17 protein-coding genes and 1 pseudogene are annotated in these 15393 nt (G+C 69.3%); 7 read left to right on the top strand and 11 right to left on the bottom strand.

Annotation, left to right across the window (positions count from 1 at the left end; translation table 11 throughout):
• The 4 genes from ABD378_RS44205 to ABD378_RS20780 form a co-directional block, all read right to left on the bottom strand.
• Positions 1–671 (bottom strand): ABC transporter permease (locus ABD378_RS44205; RefSeq protein WP_425583856.1); only part of this gene is annotated, 671 nt, incomplete at its 3' end.
• A 114-nt stretch (positions 672–785) separates the two neighbouring features.
• Entirely contained in the window at positions 786–1655 is an 870-nt protein-coding gene (locus ABD378_RS44200) for an ABC transporter permease (RefSeq protein WP_425583855.1), read from the bottom strand.
• Entirely contained in the window at positions 1652–3148 is a 1497-nt protein-coding gene (locus ABD378_RS20785; protein WP_344522426.1) for an ABC transporter substrate-binding protein, read from the bottom strand. The genes ABD378_RS44200 and ABD378_RS20785 overlap by 4 nt, the downstream gene beginning before the upstream one ends.
• A 183-nt stretch (positions 3149–3331) precedes the next feature.
• Positions 3332–3736, bottom strand: a complete 405-nt coding sequence (locus tag ABD378_RS20780; RefSeq protein WP_344522425.1) for a DUF5997 family protein — start codon at positions 3734–3736, stop codon at positions 3332–3334.
• 58 nt (positions 3737–3794) lie between these two features.
• Between ABD378_RS20780 and ABD378_RS20775 the strand changes: the two genes are divergently transcribed.
• Positions 3795–4595 (top strand): LysR substrate-binding domain-containing protein, encoded by an 801-nt coding sequence (locus ABD378_RS20775; protein ID WP_344522424.1) that lies wholly within the window; start codon positions 3795–3797, stop codon positions 4593–4595.
• Between the two features lie 42 nt (positions 4596–4637).
• On the opposite strand, the gene ABD378_RS20770 is transcribed toward ABD378_RS20775, so the two are convergent.
• On the bottom strand, positions 4638–5660 hold the full coding sequence (locus tag ABD378_RS20770; RefSeq protein WP_344522423.1) for a YdcF family protein: 1023 nt from the start codon (positions 5658–5660) through the stop codon (positions 4638–4640).
• Between the two features lie 115 nt (positions 5661–5775).
• Here ABD378_RS20770 and ABD378_RS20765 point away from each other — a divergent pair, with 115 nt between their 5' ends.
• Both ABD378_RS20765 and ABD378_RS20760 read left to right on the top strand, forming a co-directional pair.
• On the top strand, positions 5776–6006 hold the full coding sequence (locus ABD378_RS20765) for a hypothetical protein (RefSeq protein ID WP_344522422.1): 231 nt from the start codon (positions 5776–5778) through the stop codon (positions 6004–6006).
• Between the two features lie 100 nt (positions 6007–6106).
• Positions 6107–6415, top strand: a complete 309-nt coding sequence (locus ABD378_RS20760) for a hypothetical protein (protein WP_344522421.1) — start codon at positions 6107–6109, stop codon at positions 6413–6415.
• 33 nt (positions 6416–6448) lie between these two features.
• Here ABD378_RS20760 and ABD378_RS20755 read toward each other — a convergent pair whose 3' ends face one another.
• Positions 6449–8053, bottom strand: coding sequence for an oleate hydratase (locus ABD378_RS20755; protein WP_344522420.1), 1605 nt, complete (start codon positions 8051–8053; stop codon positions 6449–6451).
• 156 nt (positions 8054–8209) lie between these two features.
• Here ABD378_RS20755 and ABD378_RS20750 point away from each other — a divergent pair, with 156 nt between their 5' ends.
• Positions 8210–8398: an antitoxin gene (locus tag ABD378_RS20750; RefSeq protein ID WP_344522419.1), complete on the top strand. Its 189-nt coding sequence runs from the start codon at positions 8210–8212 to the stop codon at positions 8396–8398.
• A 107-nt stretch (positions 8399–8505) separates the two neighbouring features.
• Here the strand turns inward: ABD378_RS20750 and thpR are convergent, their stop codons facing one another.
• From thpR to ABD378_RS20730, 4 genes are all read right to left on the bottom strand, one after another.
• Positions 8506–9108 carry an RNA 2',3'-cyclic phosphodiesterase gene (thpR, locus tag ABD378_RS20745; RefSeq protein WP_344522418.1) on the bottom strand — a complete coding sequence of 201 codons (603 nt, stop codon included), beginning with the start codon at positions 9106–9108 and terminating at the stop codon, positions 8506–8508.
• Complete coding sequence (locus tag ABD378_RS20740) at positions 9047–9613, bottom strand: hypothetical protein (protein ID WP_344522417.1); 567 nt, start codon at positions 9611–9613, stop codon at positions 9047–9049. Before ABD378_RS20740 ends, thpR begins: the two co-directional genes overlap by 62 nt.
• 116 nt (positions 9614–9729) lie before the next feature.
• Positions 9730–10194, bottom strand: coding sequence for an SRPBCC family protein (locus ABD378_RS20735; protein ID WP_344522416.1), 465 nt, complete (start codon positions 10192–10194; stop codon positions 9730–9732).
• Positions 10182–11081 (bottom strand): RNA polymerase sigma-70 factor, encoded by a 900-nt coding sequence (locus ABD378_RS20730; protein WP_344522415.1) that lies wholly within the window; start codon positions 11079–11081, stop codon positions 10182–10184. Before ABD378_RS20730 ends, ABD378_RS20735 begins: the two co-directional genes overlap by 13 nt.
• A gap of 347 nt (positions 11082–11428) precedes the next feature.
• Here ABD378_RS20730 and ABD378_RS20725 point away from each other — a divergent pair, with 347 nt between their 5' ends.
• The 3 genes and pseudogenes from ABD378_RS20725 to ABD378_RS20715 all read left to right on the top strand — a co-directional run bounded on the left by ABD378_RS20725 (position 11429) and on the right by ABD378_RS20715 (position 14300).
• Complete coding sequence (locus ABD378_RS20725) at positions 11429–12985, top strand: hypothetical protein (protein WP_344522414.1); 1557 nt, start codon at positions 11429–11431, stop codon at positions 12983–12985.
• A 145-nt stretch (positions 12986–13130) separates the two neighbouring features.
• Positions 13131–13220, top strand: a pseudogene (locus tag ABD378_RS20720) (telomere-protecting terminal protein Tpg); the annotation flags it as partial.
• A gap of 93 nt (positions 13221–13313) precedes the next feature.
• Positions 13314–14300 carry a hypothetical protein gene (locus ABD378_RS20715; protein WP_344522435.1) on the top strand — a complete coding sequence of 329 codons (987 nt, stop codon included), beginning with the start codon at positions 13314–13316 and terminating at the stop codon, positions 14298–14300.
• Here the strand turns inward: ABD378_RS20715 and ABD378_RS20710 are convergent.
• Positions 14290–15348 carry a vWA domain-containing protein gene (locus ABD378_RS20710; protein ID WP_344522413.1) on the bottom strand — a complete coding sequence of 353 codons (1059 nt, stop codon included), beginning with the start codon at positions 15346–15348 and terminating at the stop codon, positions 14290–14292. The genes ABD378_RS20715 and ABD378_RS20710 overlap by 11 nt on opposite strands.
• Between the last annotated feature and the right edge of the window lie 45 nt (positions 15349–15393).

Below are 15393 nucleotides of genomic sequence, written 5' to 3'. Positions count from 1 at the left end.
AGCGCGGCCCAGGGCGCGCGCTCCACATACGCCCGGGACTCGTCGAGCAGCAGCCCCCACTCGGGCGCGGGCGGCTGTGCGCCGAGCCCCAGGAAGCCGAGCGACGCCAGCGCGAGCGCGATGCCCGGGAGGCGAAGGACCGCGTGGCGGGCGACCGGGCCCGCCACCGAGGGCAGCACATGGCGGGTGAGGATCCAGCGCGGTGACGCGCCGATCGCCCGCTGCGCCACAAGGAACGACGAGGCCCGCACCTCCTGCGTCAGCGCCGCGGCGTGCGAGGCCAGCGGCGGCCAGGAGATCAACCCGACGGCGAGCGCGGCGCCCCCGGTACCGGGCCCCGCCACGGCCGCGACCAGGATGCCGACGATGACCGGCGGCAAGGCGTTGGCGATGTCCGAGGCCCCCTCGGTGAACTTCGGCAGGAACCCGAGCCCCATCGCCAGCAGATAGCTGCCCAGGCACACCGCCGCCGCGGTGCCCACCGTCGAAGCGGCCCCGTGCCCGAGGCGGGCCAGCACGTCGCGGCCGAGCCCGTCCGTGCCCAGCGGATGCGCCCAGGACGGTGCCGCGAGGCGCGCGGTGATCTCCACGGCGTACGGATCACGCAGCAGACCCCAGCCGATGGCCGTCAGCAGTACGGATCCGAGAGCGATGGGTACGAGGGGACGCACCCGCGCCCGGCGTGCCACGGGCAGCGTGAGCCCCGCGTCGCGCAGCGCGGGCCCGAGCAGGCGGCGCCGTACGGACGCGGCGGTGACGCCCGCGGTCAGACCGAGCGCGAGCAGCTACCAGACCGCGCCCTGCAGCAGCGCCAGATCCTGCGCCTTGGCCGCGCCCAGGGCGGTACGCCCGATGCCGGGCACCGCGAACACGGTCTCCACGGCGACCGCGCCGCCCGTGAGCCCGACCGCGACCATGCCGAACTGCGGAACCAGCGGCGGCAGCACCCGCTTGAGCGCGGCCCCCGCGACGCGCCCGCGGCTCACCCCGGAGCCCCGCCACAGCTCGGCCCACCGCTCGTCGAGCACGCCGGGCAGCGTGTCAGCGACGAGATGCCCGAGCAGGCCACCCGCGGGAACACCGAGGGCAACGGCGGGCAGCACGAGGTGCACGGGCCCCTGCCAGCCGGACGTCGGCAGCCACCCCAGCCACACCCCGCACACCAGCAACGCGAGAGTGGCGAGCAGGAACTCGGGTACGGCCGCGAGCATCGCGCCGACCGCACCGGCCGACCCGCGCCCCCGCACCAGAACCGGCACCACCAGTGCGCAGGCCACGACCACCGCCACCACGAGCGCGGCGCCCATCAGCGTCAGCGACACCTGAAGACCGGCGGTGACGGAAGGCAGCACCGGGGTGCCCGACACCCAGGAGGTGCCGAGGTCCCCGCGCAGCAGCGCGGATCCCCAACTCCCAAGGAGCGCAAGGGGACCCGAACCCAGTCCGAGGTCGGCGCGGATCGCACCCAACGCCTCGGCCGTCGCCTCCTGCTCGGCCGACCGGGCGCGCAGCACGGTGAGCGCGGGATCGGTGCCGGAGAGCCAGGGCAGCAGACCGACGGTCGCCAGGACGGCGGCGAGACAGAAGGCCCGGGTCAGCGCGCCCTTCACCCGCGAGACGGCGCGCGGGCTCGCCTTCGATGGCACGCGCTTCACTTGACGTACGTACCGGCCGTGACGAGTTCACGCTCGCGCGGGTCGTGCGCGGCGTCCACCACGGACGTGGCGTCGCCCTGGATCACACGCTCGTGGAGCATCGGGACGGCGGCGTCGGTGCCGAGCACCGCGCTCTCCGCCTCGATGACGGCCTTGCGGCGCGCCTCGCCTGCCGGGGCGGCGGACGCCTTGGCCAGGGCCTTGTCGACGGCGGCGTCGTTGAGCCGGGAGATGTTGAAGGAGCCCTCGGAGCCGAAGTCGCTGTAGAGGTACGCGGCCGGGTCGCCGGAGTCCAGGATGGTGGCTCGCGACAGGATGAATGCGTCGAACTCACCGGCCAGCGCGTCGGATTCGATGGCGGCGTACTCGCGGACCTCCAGCTTCACCTTGAAACCGGCCTTCTGGAGCTGCTGCTGGAGCGTCGCCGCGACCTCGGGCAGTTCGGCGCGGTCGGTGAAGGTGCCGATGGTGATGGTGGCGCCGTCGGGATCGCCCGCCTTCGTCCGCCCGGCGTCCGACGGACGCAGGTCCGCCGCCCAGGGGAGAGCCGGTCCGAGCAGCCCGTCCGCGACGTCGGCCCGCCCCTCGTACACGCCCTTGACCAGGGACTTGGCGTCGATCGCCTCGCGAGCGGCGGCGCGGATCGCCGGACTCTTGAAGGGACCCTTGCCGGTGTTCAGGTAGAGGGTGTTGGTGCGCGGCATCGGCACCTCGGTGATCTGGTCCTCGTCAAGGAGCGACGCCTGCGAGACCGGCACGGCCTCGGCGATGTCGGCCTCACCGCTGCGCAGCGCCGCGGCGCGCGCCGTGCCGTCGGGCACGAACTTTACGTCGATGCCTGGGGACTTGGCCTTCTTGCCCCAGTAGCCGTCGTAGCGGTTCAGTGCCGCGGACGAGGTGCCCTTGACGCCGGTCAGTTCGAAGGGGCCCGTGCCGGTGCCGACGGGGCTGACCGTCTTTCCCTTGTACGCCTTGGCCGCGAGGATCGACAGCTGCGGGGAGCTCAGCCGCTGCGGGACGAGGGGATCCTCGGTGGCGGTGGTGACGGCGACCTTGTCCCCGTGGGCCTTCGCCGTCAGCTCGACTCCGTCGAGGATGCGCGGCTTGGGCGACGCGGAGGTGGCCTCGCTGAGGGAACGTACGACCGCGTCGGCGGTGAGCTTCGTACCGTCGTGGAAGGTGACCCCGTCGCGGACGGTGAACGTCCAGGTCTTGCCGGACTGCTTCCAGCCGGTGGAGAGCGCCGGCCTGGCGTCGCCGTTGGCGTCGAGGCGGACCAGGGTCTCGGCCGTGGACCAGCGCGACAGCTTGAAGGCGTCGTCGGAGAGCGGCGAGAGTCCGGAACGCGGCGGCTGCATCATCGCGACGCGTATGCGCTTGCCTCCGTCCCCGGCTCCGGTGGACGTCGAATCCGTCGCGGCGAAGCAGCCGGAGAGCAGCACGGAGGCAGCGCTCACGGCACTGGCGGAGAGAAGGCGGGCAGGCAGGCGCACGGGGACCTTCCAGGTAAAGGGGTGGTCAAGGCGTGGCTGACGGTAGCACGATGACAATCGTTTTCAACAAAGCCGTCCGCGATGCGACCACTGGCCCCGTACGGGCATGACTGAGCCCCTGGACTTCGACGGCGTCGGCGTCGAAGTCCGGGGGCTCAGGCCAGAAAGAGGTTCAGAGAGAGGTCAGGAACGCGGTCGGCGGTCCTGCTCGGCCCGCTCCGCCTTCTTCTCCTTGATGCGTACCGTCTCCTTGCGGACGTCGGCCTGGGTGGCGCGCTCCTTCTGCAGCCACTCCGGGTTGTCCGACTTGAGCGCGTCGATCTGCTCCGTGGTGAGGGCCTCCGTGACCCCGCCGCGCGCGAGACCGGCGATGGACACACCGAGCTTCGCCGCGACGACCGGTCGCGGATGCGGGCCGTTGCGCCGCAGCTCCTGCAGCCACTCGGGCGGCTCGGTCTGCAGGGCGTTGAGCTCGGTGCGCGAGACGACACCCTCCTGGAATTCGGCGGGGGTGGCCTCGAGGTACACACCCAGCTTCTTCGCCGCGGTCGCGGGCTTCATGGTCTGGGTGGTCTGGTGCGACGTCATGTTCACCAGGGTATCGAGCATGTGAGCTACCGCCGACCACGACCGGTAACCTGGCGGAGTGACAGACTCGCAAGTAACCCCTTCGTTCAGGCTCGCGTATGTCCCGGGGGTGACGCCCACCAAGTGGGTGCGGGTCTGGAACGAGCGGCTGCCCGACGTGCCGCTGACCCTCGTCGCGGTCTCTCCCGGCGAGGCGTTCGAGCTCCTGCGGGGCGGTGGCGCCGACGCCGGTTTCGTACGCTTGCCGGTCGACCGCACGGACCTCAGCGCGATCCCCCTCTACACCGAGACGACGGTCGTGGTGATCCCCAAGGACCACGTCGTCGCGGCGGTCGACGAAGTCACGACCGAGGACCTGGCCGACGAGATCGTGCTGCATCCCCTCGACGACACCCTCCCGTGGGAGAGCCTGCCGGGACAGCCCGCGAACGAGCGCCCCGCCACCACGGAGGACGCCATCGAACTGGTGGCGGCGGGCGTCGGCGTCCTCGTCGTCCCCCAGTCGCTCGCCCGTCTGCACCACCGCAAGGACCTCACCTACCGGCCGCTCACACAAGCCCCCGAGTCTCGGGTCGCGCTGTCGTGGCCCGAGGACGCGACCACCGACCTGGTGGAGGACTTCATCGGGATCGTCCGGGGGCGCACCGTCAACAGCTCACGAGGCCGCGCCCAGACTCCCGCTGCCGCCCCGGCGCCGGAACAGTCGAAGCGCAAGAGCCCCGACAAGAGCGGCGCCCGGCGCAAGCCGACGGCCGGCAAGACCGGCAACACCGGCAAGCCGACCGGAAAGAGCGCACGGAGCGGTTCCGGCGGCGCCGCGAAGGGCGGCAAGCGGGGCAAGCCCCGCCGTCGGCCGTAACCCCGGCTTCGCCGTCCCCCTGACGGCGCCGGGGAAGCAGCCTCACCCGGAGATGTTCTGCTGCCGCGCCCACCAGGCCAGCACCCCGGCGAGGACGAGCAGCAGGCCGATGGCCACGTTGGTCCGCTTGTAGGCAACGAGGATCGCGGCGAACTCACGAATTGTCGCGATGGGCCAGAAGTACGCGGCCGTGGGCGCGCCCACCACCTGGCCCCTGATCCCGGTCCGCCGAGCGGTGAGGGCGGCGCGGAAGGCGTGGTAGTTGTTCGTGACGACGACGCACCGGTAGTCCGGCGTCGTCCTCTCCATGATCGCCTTGCTGAACCTCAGATTCTCTTCGGTCGTCGTCGAGCGGTCCTCCCGCTCGATCAGGTCGGCGGGAAACCCATGGGCGATGAGATGGTCGGCCATGGCGTGGGACTCGGGCACGTCTTCGTCCGGCCCCTGGCCCCCCGAGGTGATGAGCACCGGAGAGCCGCCCCGCTCGGCGAGGCGAGCGTGCACCGCTTGCGCCCGTTTGAGACGACTGGCCAGCAGAGGCGGCACGGTGGAACCACCGACGAGCCCCGAGCCGAGCACGACCACGTAGTCGGCCTTGCGGCGCACCCGCAGCCGTCCGTAGAGGAACGCGTAGAAGACGAAACAGAGGAACAGGAACGCGAGATAGGCCGCAAGGCCGCTTGCCGTCGCTCCCACCCCGACCCACACCGGTGTCCGCACGACCACAGCAGTGACCAACAGCCCGACGACGGTCAGCATGCACAAAGCCGCCACCAGCGAGAGCAGGTTGGTCGGGCTCCTGCCCTCCTTGCGCACCACCTGCAGGCCGTTGAGGAACAGGAAACACGTCAGTACGAGGATGCTCAGCGCCCCCAACACCAGCAGCGCCCACGCGACGGCCTGACCCGACGCCGAGCCGGACCTGACCAGTTGGGCGATCCAGGCCGCGAGAGCGCAGAGAATGGCGAGCCCCAGGACCACGGCGTTGCTGAACTTCCTGCGCTCGCGCACCACGCGCACACAGAAGACGAGGAAGAGGAGCGCAGCCGGGGCGTAGACCAACATCCGCACAGGGTAGGCGTCGTGCGCCCACGCCTCGGGCGGGAACCGGAGAGGTCCGCTGCAGTGATCTCAGTGATCAGGCCGTGCCCTTTTCGGGCGACGGGGAGTTGACCCCGGTATGAAGAAGCGAAGCGTACTGGCCGTTGCCTCTCTCGCCGCCGGGGCTGTCATCGCCGCGATCAGTCCGCCCCCGGGAGCGGACACGGCGGACACGAGGGAGCCCGCCCACGCCGCGGGGACGTTGGACGAAAGCGGCGACGCCGAGCCGTGGGCCGACAGCCCTCCGCCGACGCCCGGCGCCGGTGTCGGCGTGGTCGCCCCCGACATCTCCAGTACCCAGACGCTCTGAGGCGACGGAAGCGGGGCCGGGACGAACGCGTCCCGGCCCCGTCTGCCGTCACACGCCCCGGAAGAACACGTGGAGCACTTGCCCCACTCGGAGGAGCCACATGTCCCGCACCCGACAGGTCCGCAAGTACGCGGCCCGGCTCGCAGCCGTGCTGGCGCTGAGCCTGTCGGCCCTCCCGATGCTCGGCGGTACCGCCGCGGCGGGCGGCACCTGCTTCGCCACGCACGCCGATGCCCCGATCTACGCCGGGGACAACCCGTGGACCGAGATCGTCGGTTATCTCGACCCGGGAACCCCGGTGAACGGCACCCGCCAGGGTGTGGACGCCCTGTGGCAGGTCTCGCGCACCGACAACGGTCAGAAGCTCGGCTATATGCGGCCCGCCGACCTCAGGTGCGACGGCGGCTGAGGGCGGTTCAGGTTCAGACCGAAAGGCGCGGTGTCAGCGCCGATGCATGGTCTGCAACGCCTCGACCAGCACCCTCGGGTCGTGTCCACCCTTGTAGACGGGCGGGGGCTGCTTCTTGAGACCGAGCAACTGCGCGACGGCGGTCCAGGCGGTGCGCACCGAGTACTCGACCGTGAAGACCACATCGTCGGGCACTTCGGCGTACTGCCCGATGAAGGCGAGATTGGTGGAGCCCTCCGGCACGACCGGAGCCCGGTCACCCGCGCTGCGCACCAGGAACTGGCTGGTGATGTACGGCATCAGGGCGGGGAGCACGATCGAGTGGTCGAGGATCTGCGGGCCCTCCTCGAAGCGCAGGTGGTGCAGGACCTCGTCGAGGATCTCCCGGCCGGTGCATTCGCGCATCGGCTTGCGGACGAAGTCCCCCTCCTCGTCCGGGAACAGGGCGTAGCCCCACCAGACGTAGGTGTCCTCGGGCTGGTCATGGAAGTGGGGCTGGTGGTTGAGGACGATGGTCAGCAGCCACTTGGAGTCCTTGAAGGTGATCAGCCCGCCCTTCCCGGCCTCGCTGCCGCTGAACTTCTCCATCAGTTTGAAGAAGGTGGGGTCCTTGGTCGTCACCGTGAAGGATTCCCAAGTCGACTCGGGAATGGACGAGTTGAAGACCTCCGGCCTGCCGAGCCCCGACCGCTTGGCCGCGAGGGTCTCCCACAGGCGCCAGGCCCCGTCGGCTCCCGACGTGTCCAGAGCGGGCACCGTGTCGGTGGACCCGAGGGTCGATCCGGCCGTCATCGAGCCATTGGTGACCATGACGAGATCGTCGGGAGCGAGCGTGATCTCCTCGGTCCGGCCACCCCGCGTGCAGGTGAGTGCCTCGACGGTGAGGGCGTCGCCGTCGGCCAGGGTCAAGTCGGTGACGGTGGTGCCGAGTCGCACGGTCACACCCTGGTCGGTGAGCCACTTCAGCAGCGGGCGCACGATGGAGTCGTACTGGTTGAAGCGGGTCCGGTAGATCCCCGACATGGAGTCGAAGGTCTTGAAGAGGTGGACGAACCGGTTGAGGTAGCGGCGGAACTCGACAGCGCTGTGCCACGGCTCGAAGGCGAAGGTGGTGCACCACATCCACCAGAAGTTCGTACGGAAGAACTCCGGGCTGAAGCAGTCGGTGATGCGCTTGCCGTCGAGCAGCTTCTCGGGGGTGCCCACGCACTTGACAAGCTCGAGACGGTCACGCTCCGAGAAGCCCATCGAGTGCGAGTCGATCACCTTGCCCTCGGCGTCGACGAGCCGGGCGTGGTCGTCCCAGGCGAAGTCCTCGTGGAAGGCGAAGGTGTCCTCGGTCACCGACTTCGACGGATCGTCGAGAGAGGGGATCGAACCGAGCAGGTCGTAGGTGCACTCGAAGTGGATCTCGAACATCCGGCCGCCGCGCATCGTGTAGCCGGTCTCGGGTGATCCTGCGGCGTCCAGGCTGCCGCCCTCACGGTCCTGCTCCTCCAGCACAGTGATGTCGGTTCCCTTGAATCCGCCCTCGCGGATCAGGAACGCCGCCGCCGACAGGGAAGCGATTCCGCTGCCCACCAGATACGCCTTCGCCATGAACGCCTTCTTCCGACTTGTTTCCGTACACCGGGCCACCCGCGCCCCCAGCTTCAGGCGATGGATCGCCCCCTGCAGCAGGGGGCGCCCGAACGGGTTACCGCAGGAAGAGGGGGCCGGGGCGGGCCACCGGATGCGAATCGAGCCCCGCAGTGTGAGCCTGGTTGTGGGGGCGACACAGAGAGGCGGCTGCCCATGTCAGTCATGGACAAGCTCAAGCAGATGCTCAAGGGGCACGAGGACCAGGCCGGGAAGGGAATCGACAAGGCCGGAGACTTCGTCGACGAGAAGACCCAGGGCAAGTACTCCGGCCAGGTCGACACGGGCCAGGACAAGCTCAAGGACCAGCTCGGCAGGGACCAGGACCAGCCCCCGCAGTCGTAAGCGGCCTGCGTCTGTCAGTGCCCGCCGATAGTCTGGGTTCTTCCATCCGCGCTGTGGCTGCAGCGCTGCCGCCCCGCCCCCGTGATGCAGGGGCGGGGCCTTGGCTTTCAGGCCGTTTCCACCGCCTCGGCCGGACCACCGAAGTTCCAGGCGCCGACGTCGCGGTAGTGGATGGGTCCAGGACCGCGGCCGATGTTGCTGGCGACCAGGTGCAGACGCTCGGCCTGCCATGGGCGGCCGGTGAACCCGGTGAGCCCGGCGGCGGCTTCCACCGCGCACGAGGGGGTGTCCCGTCGGGCGCGGGCCAGCGTCAGATGCGGGCGGAACGGCCGATTCGTATGCGCGAGTCCGCAGTCGTCGACAACGGCACGCACCTCGGTGGCGAGCAGACGCAACGCTTCGAGGTCTCCGCCGATCCCGCTCCACAGCACCCGCTCGTCGAAGTGCCCGCCACCGCGCAGCGCCAGGGTAAGGGGGCCGTGGGCGGCCGCGAGGCGCGCGAGCGGCGTACGCAGAGGCCCAACTGCCGCGGCGGGGACCTCGCCGAGGAACGCCAGGGTGATGTGCCAGTCCTCGATCCGGTTCCACCGCATACGCGGATGCGCGTGGTAGGCGGGGCCGAGCGCCCGCGCCAGTTCCTGCTTGGCGTCATCGGGCGGGGCGAGAGCGATGAACACACGCACGGTCGCGGGCTGAATCTGTTCGTTCACAGAAGACTTCGTACCGCACCGAGGTGGTTCGGCAGCCGCCGCCCCCGCCACGGGTCACGACAGCTGCCGCTCCTGCGACGTGCGGCCTGAACTTCGACTCGGCGTAGTGCATGAGGTTGTCGAGCACGCTGTTCGCCTGCTCGGAGTCGCCCTCCTTGGCGTGGGCCCGGGCCAGTCGGCGCATCACCATGTTCAGCGTGATGTTGTCCACCAGCAGCGCACTCTTGTCCGGCGTCAGATACTTGAAGTCCCGCTCGGCGTTCAGTCCCTCGACCATGCGGGCGTAGAGGGAGAGCGGGTGCGCGTCGTTGCCGGTCTGGAGCAGGTCGGTCGTGTCCAGCTTGAGCTCCACGACGACCGGTTCACCGAACGCGAAGTTCTTCTTGCCGCGCAGGTCAAGGCACAGCCCGGAATCATCCACCACGGGCTGGTCGAACAGGTCCGGGTCGATGTCGGCGGCGCCCCTGCCGAAGGGCGGCGGCGGACCGGAGGCCGCGTACGTCATGTGAAGCGGGTGCCTGCTGTCGCCCGTGTCGGGCGCGTCGAGTATGGCCGGGAAGGACCGCGCGCCGACACTGTCGGACGCGCGGTTCGTGGCGTGGGGGACGTGGCTTGGAGATGTCAGGCCGGGTTCGGGCTGGGGTGTTGGGTCAGTGCGGTGCCGGCGGCGTCGAGGATGCTGTGGAAGCTGCGGGTGATCATGGGGCGTACGAGGTGCCGGGTGAGGAAGGCGCCGATGAGCGGGGCGCGCATTTCGGCGCGGGTGGTCCAGGTGACCAGGGTGCCGCCGTCGGTCTCGGTGAACGTCATGCGGCCGAGTTCGTGGCGAGAAGGCGGCACGCTGCGGTCGACGACGTATTCGGTGGCGTAGGGCGGGTCGTAGTGGGTGATGCGTTCGCTGAGCCAGCCGATCGCCCAGAGGTGGCTGCGCACCGCGCCGACGCCGTAGGGCGCGGAGTCGCCCTGACGGGTCAGGCGGCAGCGCAGCACCAGGGGCGAGCGCGTGTAGTTGGTGGTCGTGGTGAGCCAGGCGAACACGTCGTCGATGGGAGCGTCGATGGTGCGCTGGGCGGTCATGGTTTCCACGGCTGGTTTTCTCCTCTGTCGAGTGGGCGCACCGTTCGGGCGCGGTGCAGCTTGTCCGGGTTGCGCATGGCGTACAGGCCGGTGATCCGTCCGTCGTGGATCTCGAAGGCGAGCAGCCAGTCGAGTTCGCCGTCGGTGTGGCAGAGCGCCGCGGGCATGCCGTTGTAGGTGGCGTGCTCGACGCGGGTCGTGGCGGTGATGGTGGTGCGGGCCACGCCGAGGGTGAAGCGGGCGACGTCTTCGCGGCCGGTGATCGGGCGGCGGGCGGCGGATGCCTTGCCGCCGCCGTCGGAGATCTCCACGACATCGGGCGCCAGCAGGTCCATCAGTGCCTGGATCTCACCGGTCGTCGCCGCGAGGAGGAAACGTTGGACGATGGCTCGGGTGGCATCGGAGTCGGGCTCGAAGCGGCGTCGGCGTGCGTGGACGTGCTTGCGTGCGCGATGGGCGATCTGACGGACCGTGACCTCGGTCTTGCCGACCGAGGCGGCGATCTCGCCGTGGGTGTAACCGAACACGTCGTGCAGCACGAACACCGCGCGCTCGGTCGGGTTGAGGGTTTCCAGGACGAGCATCATGGCCATCGACACCGACTCGGCCAGGATCGCGTCGTCGTTCACGTCGGACGTGGTGCGGATCGGCTCGGGCAACCATGGGCCGACGTAGTCCTCGCGCCGTGCCTTGACCGTGCGCAGATGGTTGAGGGCCTGGCGGGTCACCACGCGGACCAGGTAGGCGCGCGGATGCTCGACCGTGCCCGGGTCGACCGCGCTCCAGCGCAGGTAGCTCTCCTGGAGTACGTCCTCGGCATCGGCGGCGCTGCCCAGCATCTCGTAGGCGATGGTGAACAGCAGCGGACGGTGCTCGGTGAAGGCGTCATCAGCCATGACCGACCCCGAATCGCCGGTTCGGGATGCGCGCTCCGGCGATCCGGTTCGCCGCCCGTAGGCGCACCTCGGCACAGCCCGCCCTGACCACCGACACGCGTCGGCATTGCGTCACCACATCCGGCTCCTTTCTTCGGACGCCCATCGAGACACCGCGCACCGGCGAACCGTGACAGCCCACCCCTGTGATCCACCTCACAAAGATCCAAACGCCGAACGCCGAGGAGCACCGAGTTCTGCGTATCTCTCGCCAGGGATGTGCCGCCCCCGCGCAGGCTCTGCTACGCAGGAACGGGCCTCGCGCGAAGCGCAGCCGGTGCGCCGCGGTGTGCCAAGGGGGAGTAGTCATGGCCGGTTCCGTACGTCGTGAGGGTTCGCGGGTGCCCGAGACCGACCCCAAGGTCGGGGTCGATGTCAGTACGCAATGGGCGGGGGACCCGCGGCATCGGCTGGTAGCGGTGGGGGACTCCCTGACGCAGGGATTTCAGAGCGGGGCAATCTTCAACACCTCTCTGTCGTACCCGGCGATCGTCGCGCACGAGCTGGGCTGTTTCCCGAGTTTCCGCTACCCCCTCTACGAAGGTCTTGGCGGGCTGCCCTTCAACCTCGAGCTGTTTCTGCGCGACCTGGAGGCCCGTTACGGACGGGCGGTGGACTGGTGGGAGGCGCCGCTGGCCCTGTTCCGGGCCCGCAGTGTGATGGACCGGGTGGAGGACTACTGGGAGCGGGGGCCAGGACTGAACGTGCCGTCGACCACGGCGATCATGCACAACCTCGCCGTGCTCGGGTGGGACTTGCGCGACGCGCTGTCGAAGTCGGCGGACGAGTGCCGCAAGCGGATCGACGTGCCGAAGGACGACCTGGTGAATCAGCTGGTGCAGAACGCCGGCGAGCGCGCCGCGCTGCGGGTGCTGCCCACCCGGCCTCGGGCGGCGGGGGCCCTGACGCAGTTGCGTGCGGCGGCCGAGCTCGGCAAGGACACCGAGGGTACGGGCGCGAAGCACGGCATCGAGACGCTGGTGGTGTTCCTGGGCGCGAACAACGCCCTGCGGGCGGTGACCGACCTGCGTGTGGTGTGGAGTGAGGACTCCGGCTTCGACAGCCTGGACGGCAAGGGGCACTTCACGGTGTGGCGGCCGAAGCACTTCACGTCCGAGTTGCGCAAAGTGGCCGCGGAGGTCTCTGAGATCAAGGCGCGCCACGTCATCTGGTGCACGGTTCCTCACGTGACGATCGCGCCGATAGCGCGTGGGGTGGCGGGCAAGACCCAGCCCGGCTCACGCTATTTCCCCTACTACACGCGCCCGTGGATCAGGGACCGGGACTTCGACGCGGGCAAAGATCCGAACATCACCGCGGAGCAGGCGCGGCAGGTGGACGAGGCGATCGACGCGTACAACGACGCGATCACCGAGACGGTCCGGGCGGCGCGGACCAAGGGCAGGGACTGGTACCTGCTGGAGACGTGCGGCCTGATGGACCGCCTGGCGTCGCGCCGGTATGCCGAGGACCCGCTGGCGCGTCCGGATTGGTGGCAGCCGTATCCGCTGCCGTCGTCGCTGCGGGCGCTGTCGCCGCCGCCGAACTCCCACTTCCTGGCAGGGAAGGACGGACGGCGCACCGACGGAGGTCTGTTCTCGCTGGACGGGGTGCATCCGACGACGGTCGGGTACGGGATCCTCGCCCAGGAGGTGATCAACGTGATGCGGCTTGCAGGTGTCCGGTTCTTCCGCCCGGACGGCAGCACCCCTCGTCAGGACCCGGTGCTCGTCGACTTCGACCGGCTGATCCGCCACGACACACTCGTCAACCGCCCGCCGGGGAATCTGGGCTCTGCCCTGGGCGTCCTCGGCTGGGCCGATGAGGCCATGGACCTGTTCCGGCGGGTGTTCTCCGTCCTCTGACGGGGTGTCTGGCCAGTGTTTGGCCGCCGGACGGGTGTGTGGTGTCGGGCTCAAGGGTGGTGACGGTTGGTCACATCGAGTGACCTGCCGTGGATGTCTCAACGTCAACCTTAGCTTTACCCTCAGCGGCAGCGGCAGCGGCAGCGGCATCGTCATCGACACCCGCGCCCGCCTCGGCTACACCGCCCCGATCGGCTCCACCGACCAGGACCGCATCCGGCACCTGACCGTCGCCGCTGAAGCCGGGCCCGTCGGCAGAACCGTGCCGGGTCCCCCCAGCGTCCTTTCCGAGAACTGTCCCCGGAACGTACAGAAGGCTCGTCCCCCCATGCCCACACAGCACGACCGCACGGTGCCACCGGCGAACGGGAGCCCGCAACGTGGCCTGGCCGCCACGACATTCGCCGTCCTGCGGCGGCACCGGAGGACTCTGGCAGGTGCGACGGCACGCCTCGTCGGCCTGTCCGGACTGGCCGGGCTGCTGATGACCGCCGCGATATTCGCGCTCGCCTGGCCCCTCTTCACCCGTATGCGGAACCAACGCATCTGGTACCACCACGTCGAGGACCCCTACCTGCACGACCACACCGACCTGGCACTGGTCGCCCTCTACACGCTCCCGCTCTTCCTGCTTCTCCTCGGCACCTGCAGCGCGGCCCTGCAGACTGTGTGCTCGCGGGCGGTCGCCGCGGGGTCTCGCGAGTCCTCGAAAGGGGGCTGGTCACGTGCCGTGGTCTCCGCACGGCTGCGACCGGTGCTCGCCGTGTACGCGTTGCGCGGCCTGATCGTCTGGCCCCTGCCGCTGCTCGTCGCAGCCGTCGCCAACAGCTTCACCGGCCTCCATCTCGACACCGACGAGCAAGTCCTGGAACGCGGATCGTGGCCCTACACGCTCGTCGAGGCCTCCCCTGCGGTGGCCGTGTTCGCCGCCGTGCTGCTGCGCCTCGCCCTGGCCCTCGCCCCGGCCGCCGCGGCCGATGGCCTCGGGCCCCGCGCGGCCCTGCGCCGTTCCTGGTCGCTGACGTGGACGCGCGCCGGAACGGTTCGCGTCCTCGCCCTTGCCCTGCCGCTGGCCGCGCTCACCGCCGGGGTGCTCCGCCTGGTGGTGCAGCTCGCGCTGCCGTTGCGGCCCCTCGTACGATCCCTCCTCGAACAGGCCACGGGTAATTTCTTCGCCGCGTACTACGCCGGCATCCTCGCCCCCGTCATCGTCGGCGTCCTGGTCACCGCGGCCGTGACCCTCCCCGTCACGTTCACGGTCTTCGCGGCTCTCCACGACCGGCTGCGGTCACCCCGTACCTGTTTCAGAGCATGATGAGTAGACGTGTCTTCGGCTTGAGCTTCCTGTTCACCGAACGACTCTGCACGTAAACCTCCAACTTGGGATTGTTCCCTGCCTTTACTGAGACAGTTCCCTGGATACCCGAACCGAACAGAAGGCTCCGCGCAGCGTCGCCCGTGTAGGCGCGGTCGGTGTCTTTCTCGACCACGATTACTTCCTTGTTGGGCTGGACCTGAGCCCGGACGCCCAACTGGTAGTAACACGAACCACGTTCGTACGCGACGCCCGGATGAGAATCGACGAAGGGGCGGATCTCGACTTCCTTGTCGACCTTCAGGAGCCGGTACTTGTCGGCTGGAATCGGTTCGAGATTCGCCCGCACCTCGTCGATCGATATGTCCTGACCGACGGCGAACAGGTTCTTCGTGCCGCGCACACCCTGTTCGCGGGCCCTCAGGAAGCTGGTGGCGGCGGCGCGCACAGTGCCTATGGCCTCCTCGACGCCCTCCTGGGAATCCGCGTCCCAGATGGCGATGTTCCCGGCCGGGAAGCCGTAGTTCTGGGCGGTCCGCTTGGCCAGCGAGTTCGGAACGAGGATCGCCGAAGTCCAATGGTCCGGAAGCCCGCCCATCTTCGCCGCGATCCTGTCGAGCCAGGGGCCGAGGATCGTCATGTCGCCGTCGTGCCGCCTGTCGCCGCCGGAGGCATTCTCCTCACCGTCCGTCACCACGATCTGGAGGAAGCTGTGCTCGCCGTATTCCTCCCATATGTGTCCCAGGTCGTCCAGGGACTTCAGCGAAGCTTCAATAAGTGCCGTGGCGCCATTGTTGACCCGGTAAAGACCGCGCATGGACGGAAGATGCTTCACGTCCATGTCCCACACCAGGTTCTCCACCCTGTGGTCAAAGGAGTAGAGGCTGATTCGCGTCTCGTGGCCGAGGCTGTCCGACTCGGCCTTCAAGCCCGCCACGAACTCGTCCACAACGCGCACGAGTTGATTCTGATGCGGACGCATGGAACCCGAACAGTCCACTACCAGCGCGACGTGATTCACCTTGTGCTGGATCCTGTTGGCAGACATGGTTCTGCTCCTTCTCCGAGGCTTCCCGAGTGATTTCACTCTATG

The organism is Streptomyces rectiviolaceus, assembly GCF_039533825.1.
Classification (GTDB): Bacteria; Actinomycetota; Actinomycetes; order Streptomycetales; family Streptomycetaceae; genus Streptomyces; species Streptomyces rectiviolaceus.
The sequence above is the reverse complement of the archived record's forward strand: the minus strand, read 5'-3'. Positions and strand labels throughout refer to the sequence as shown.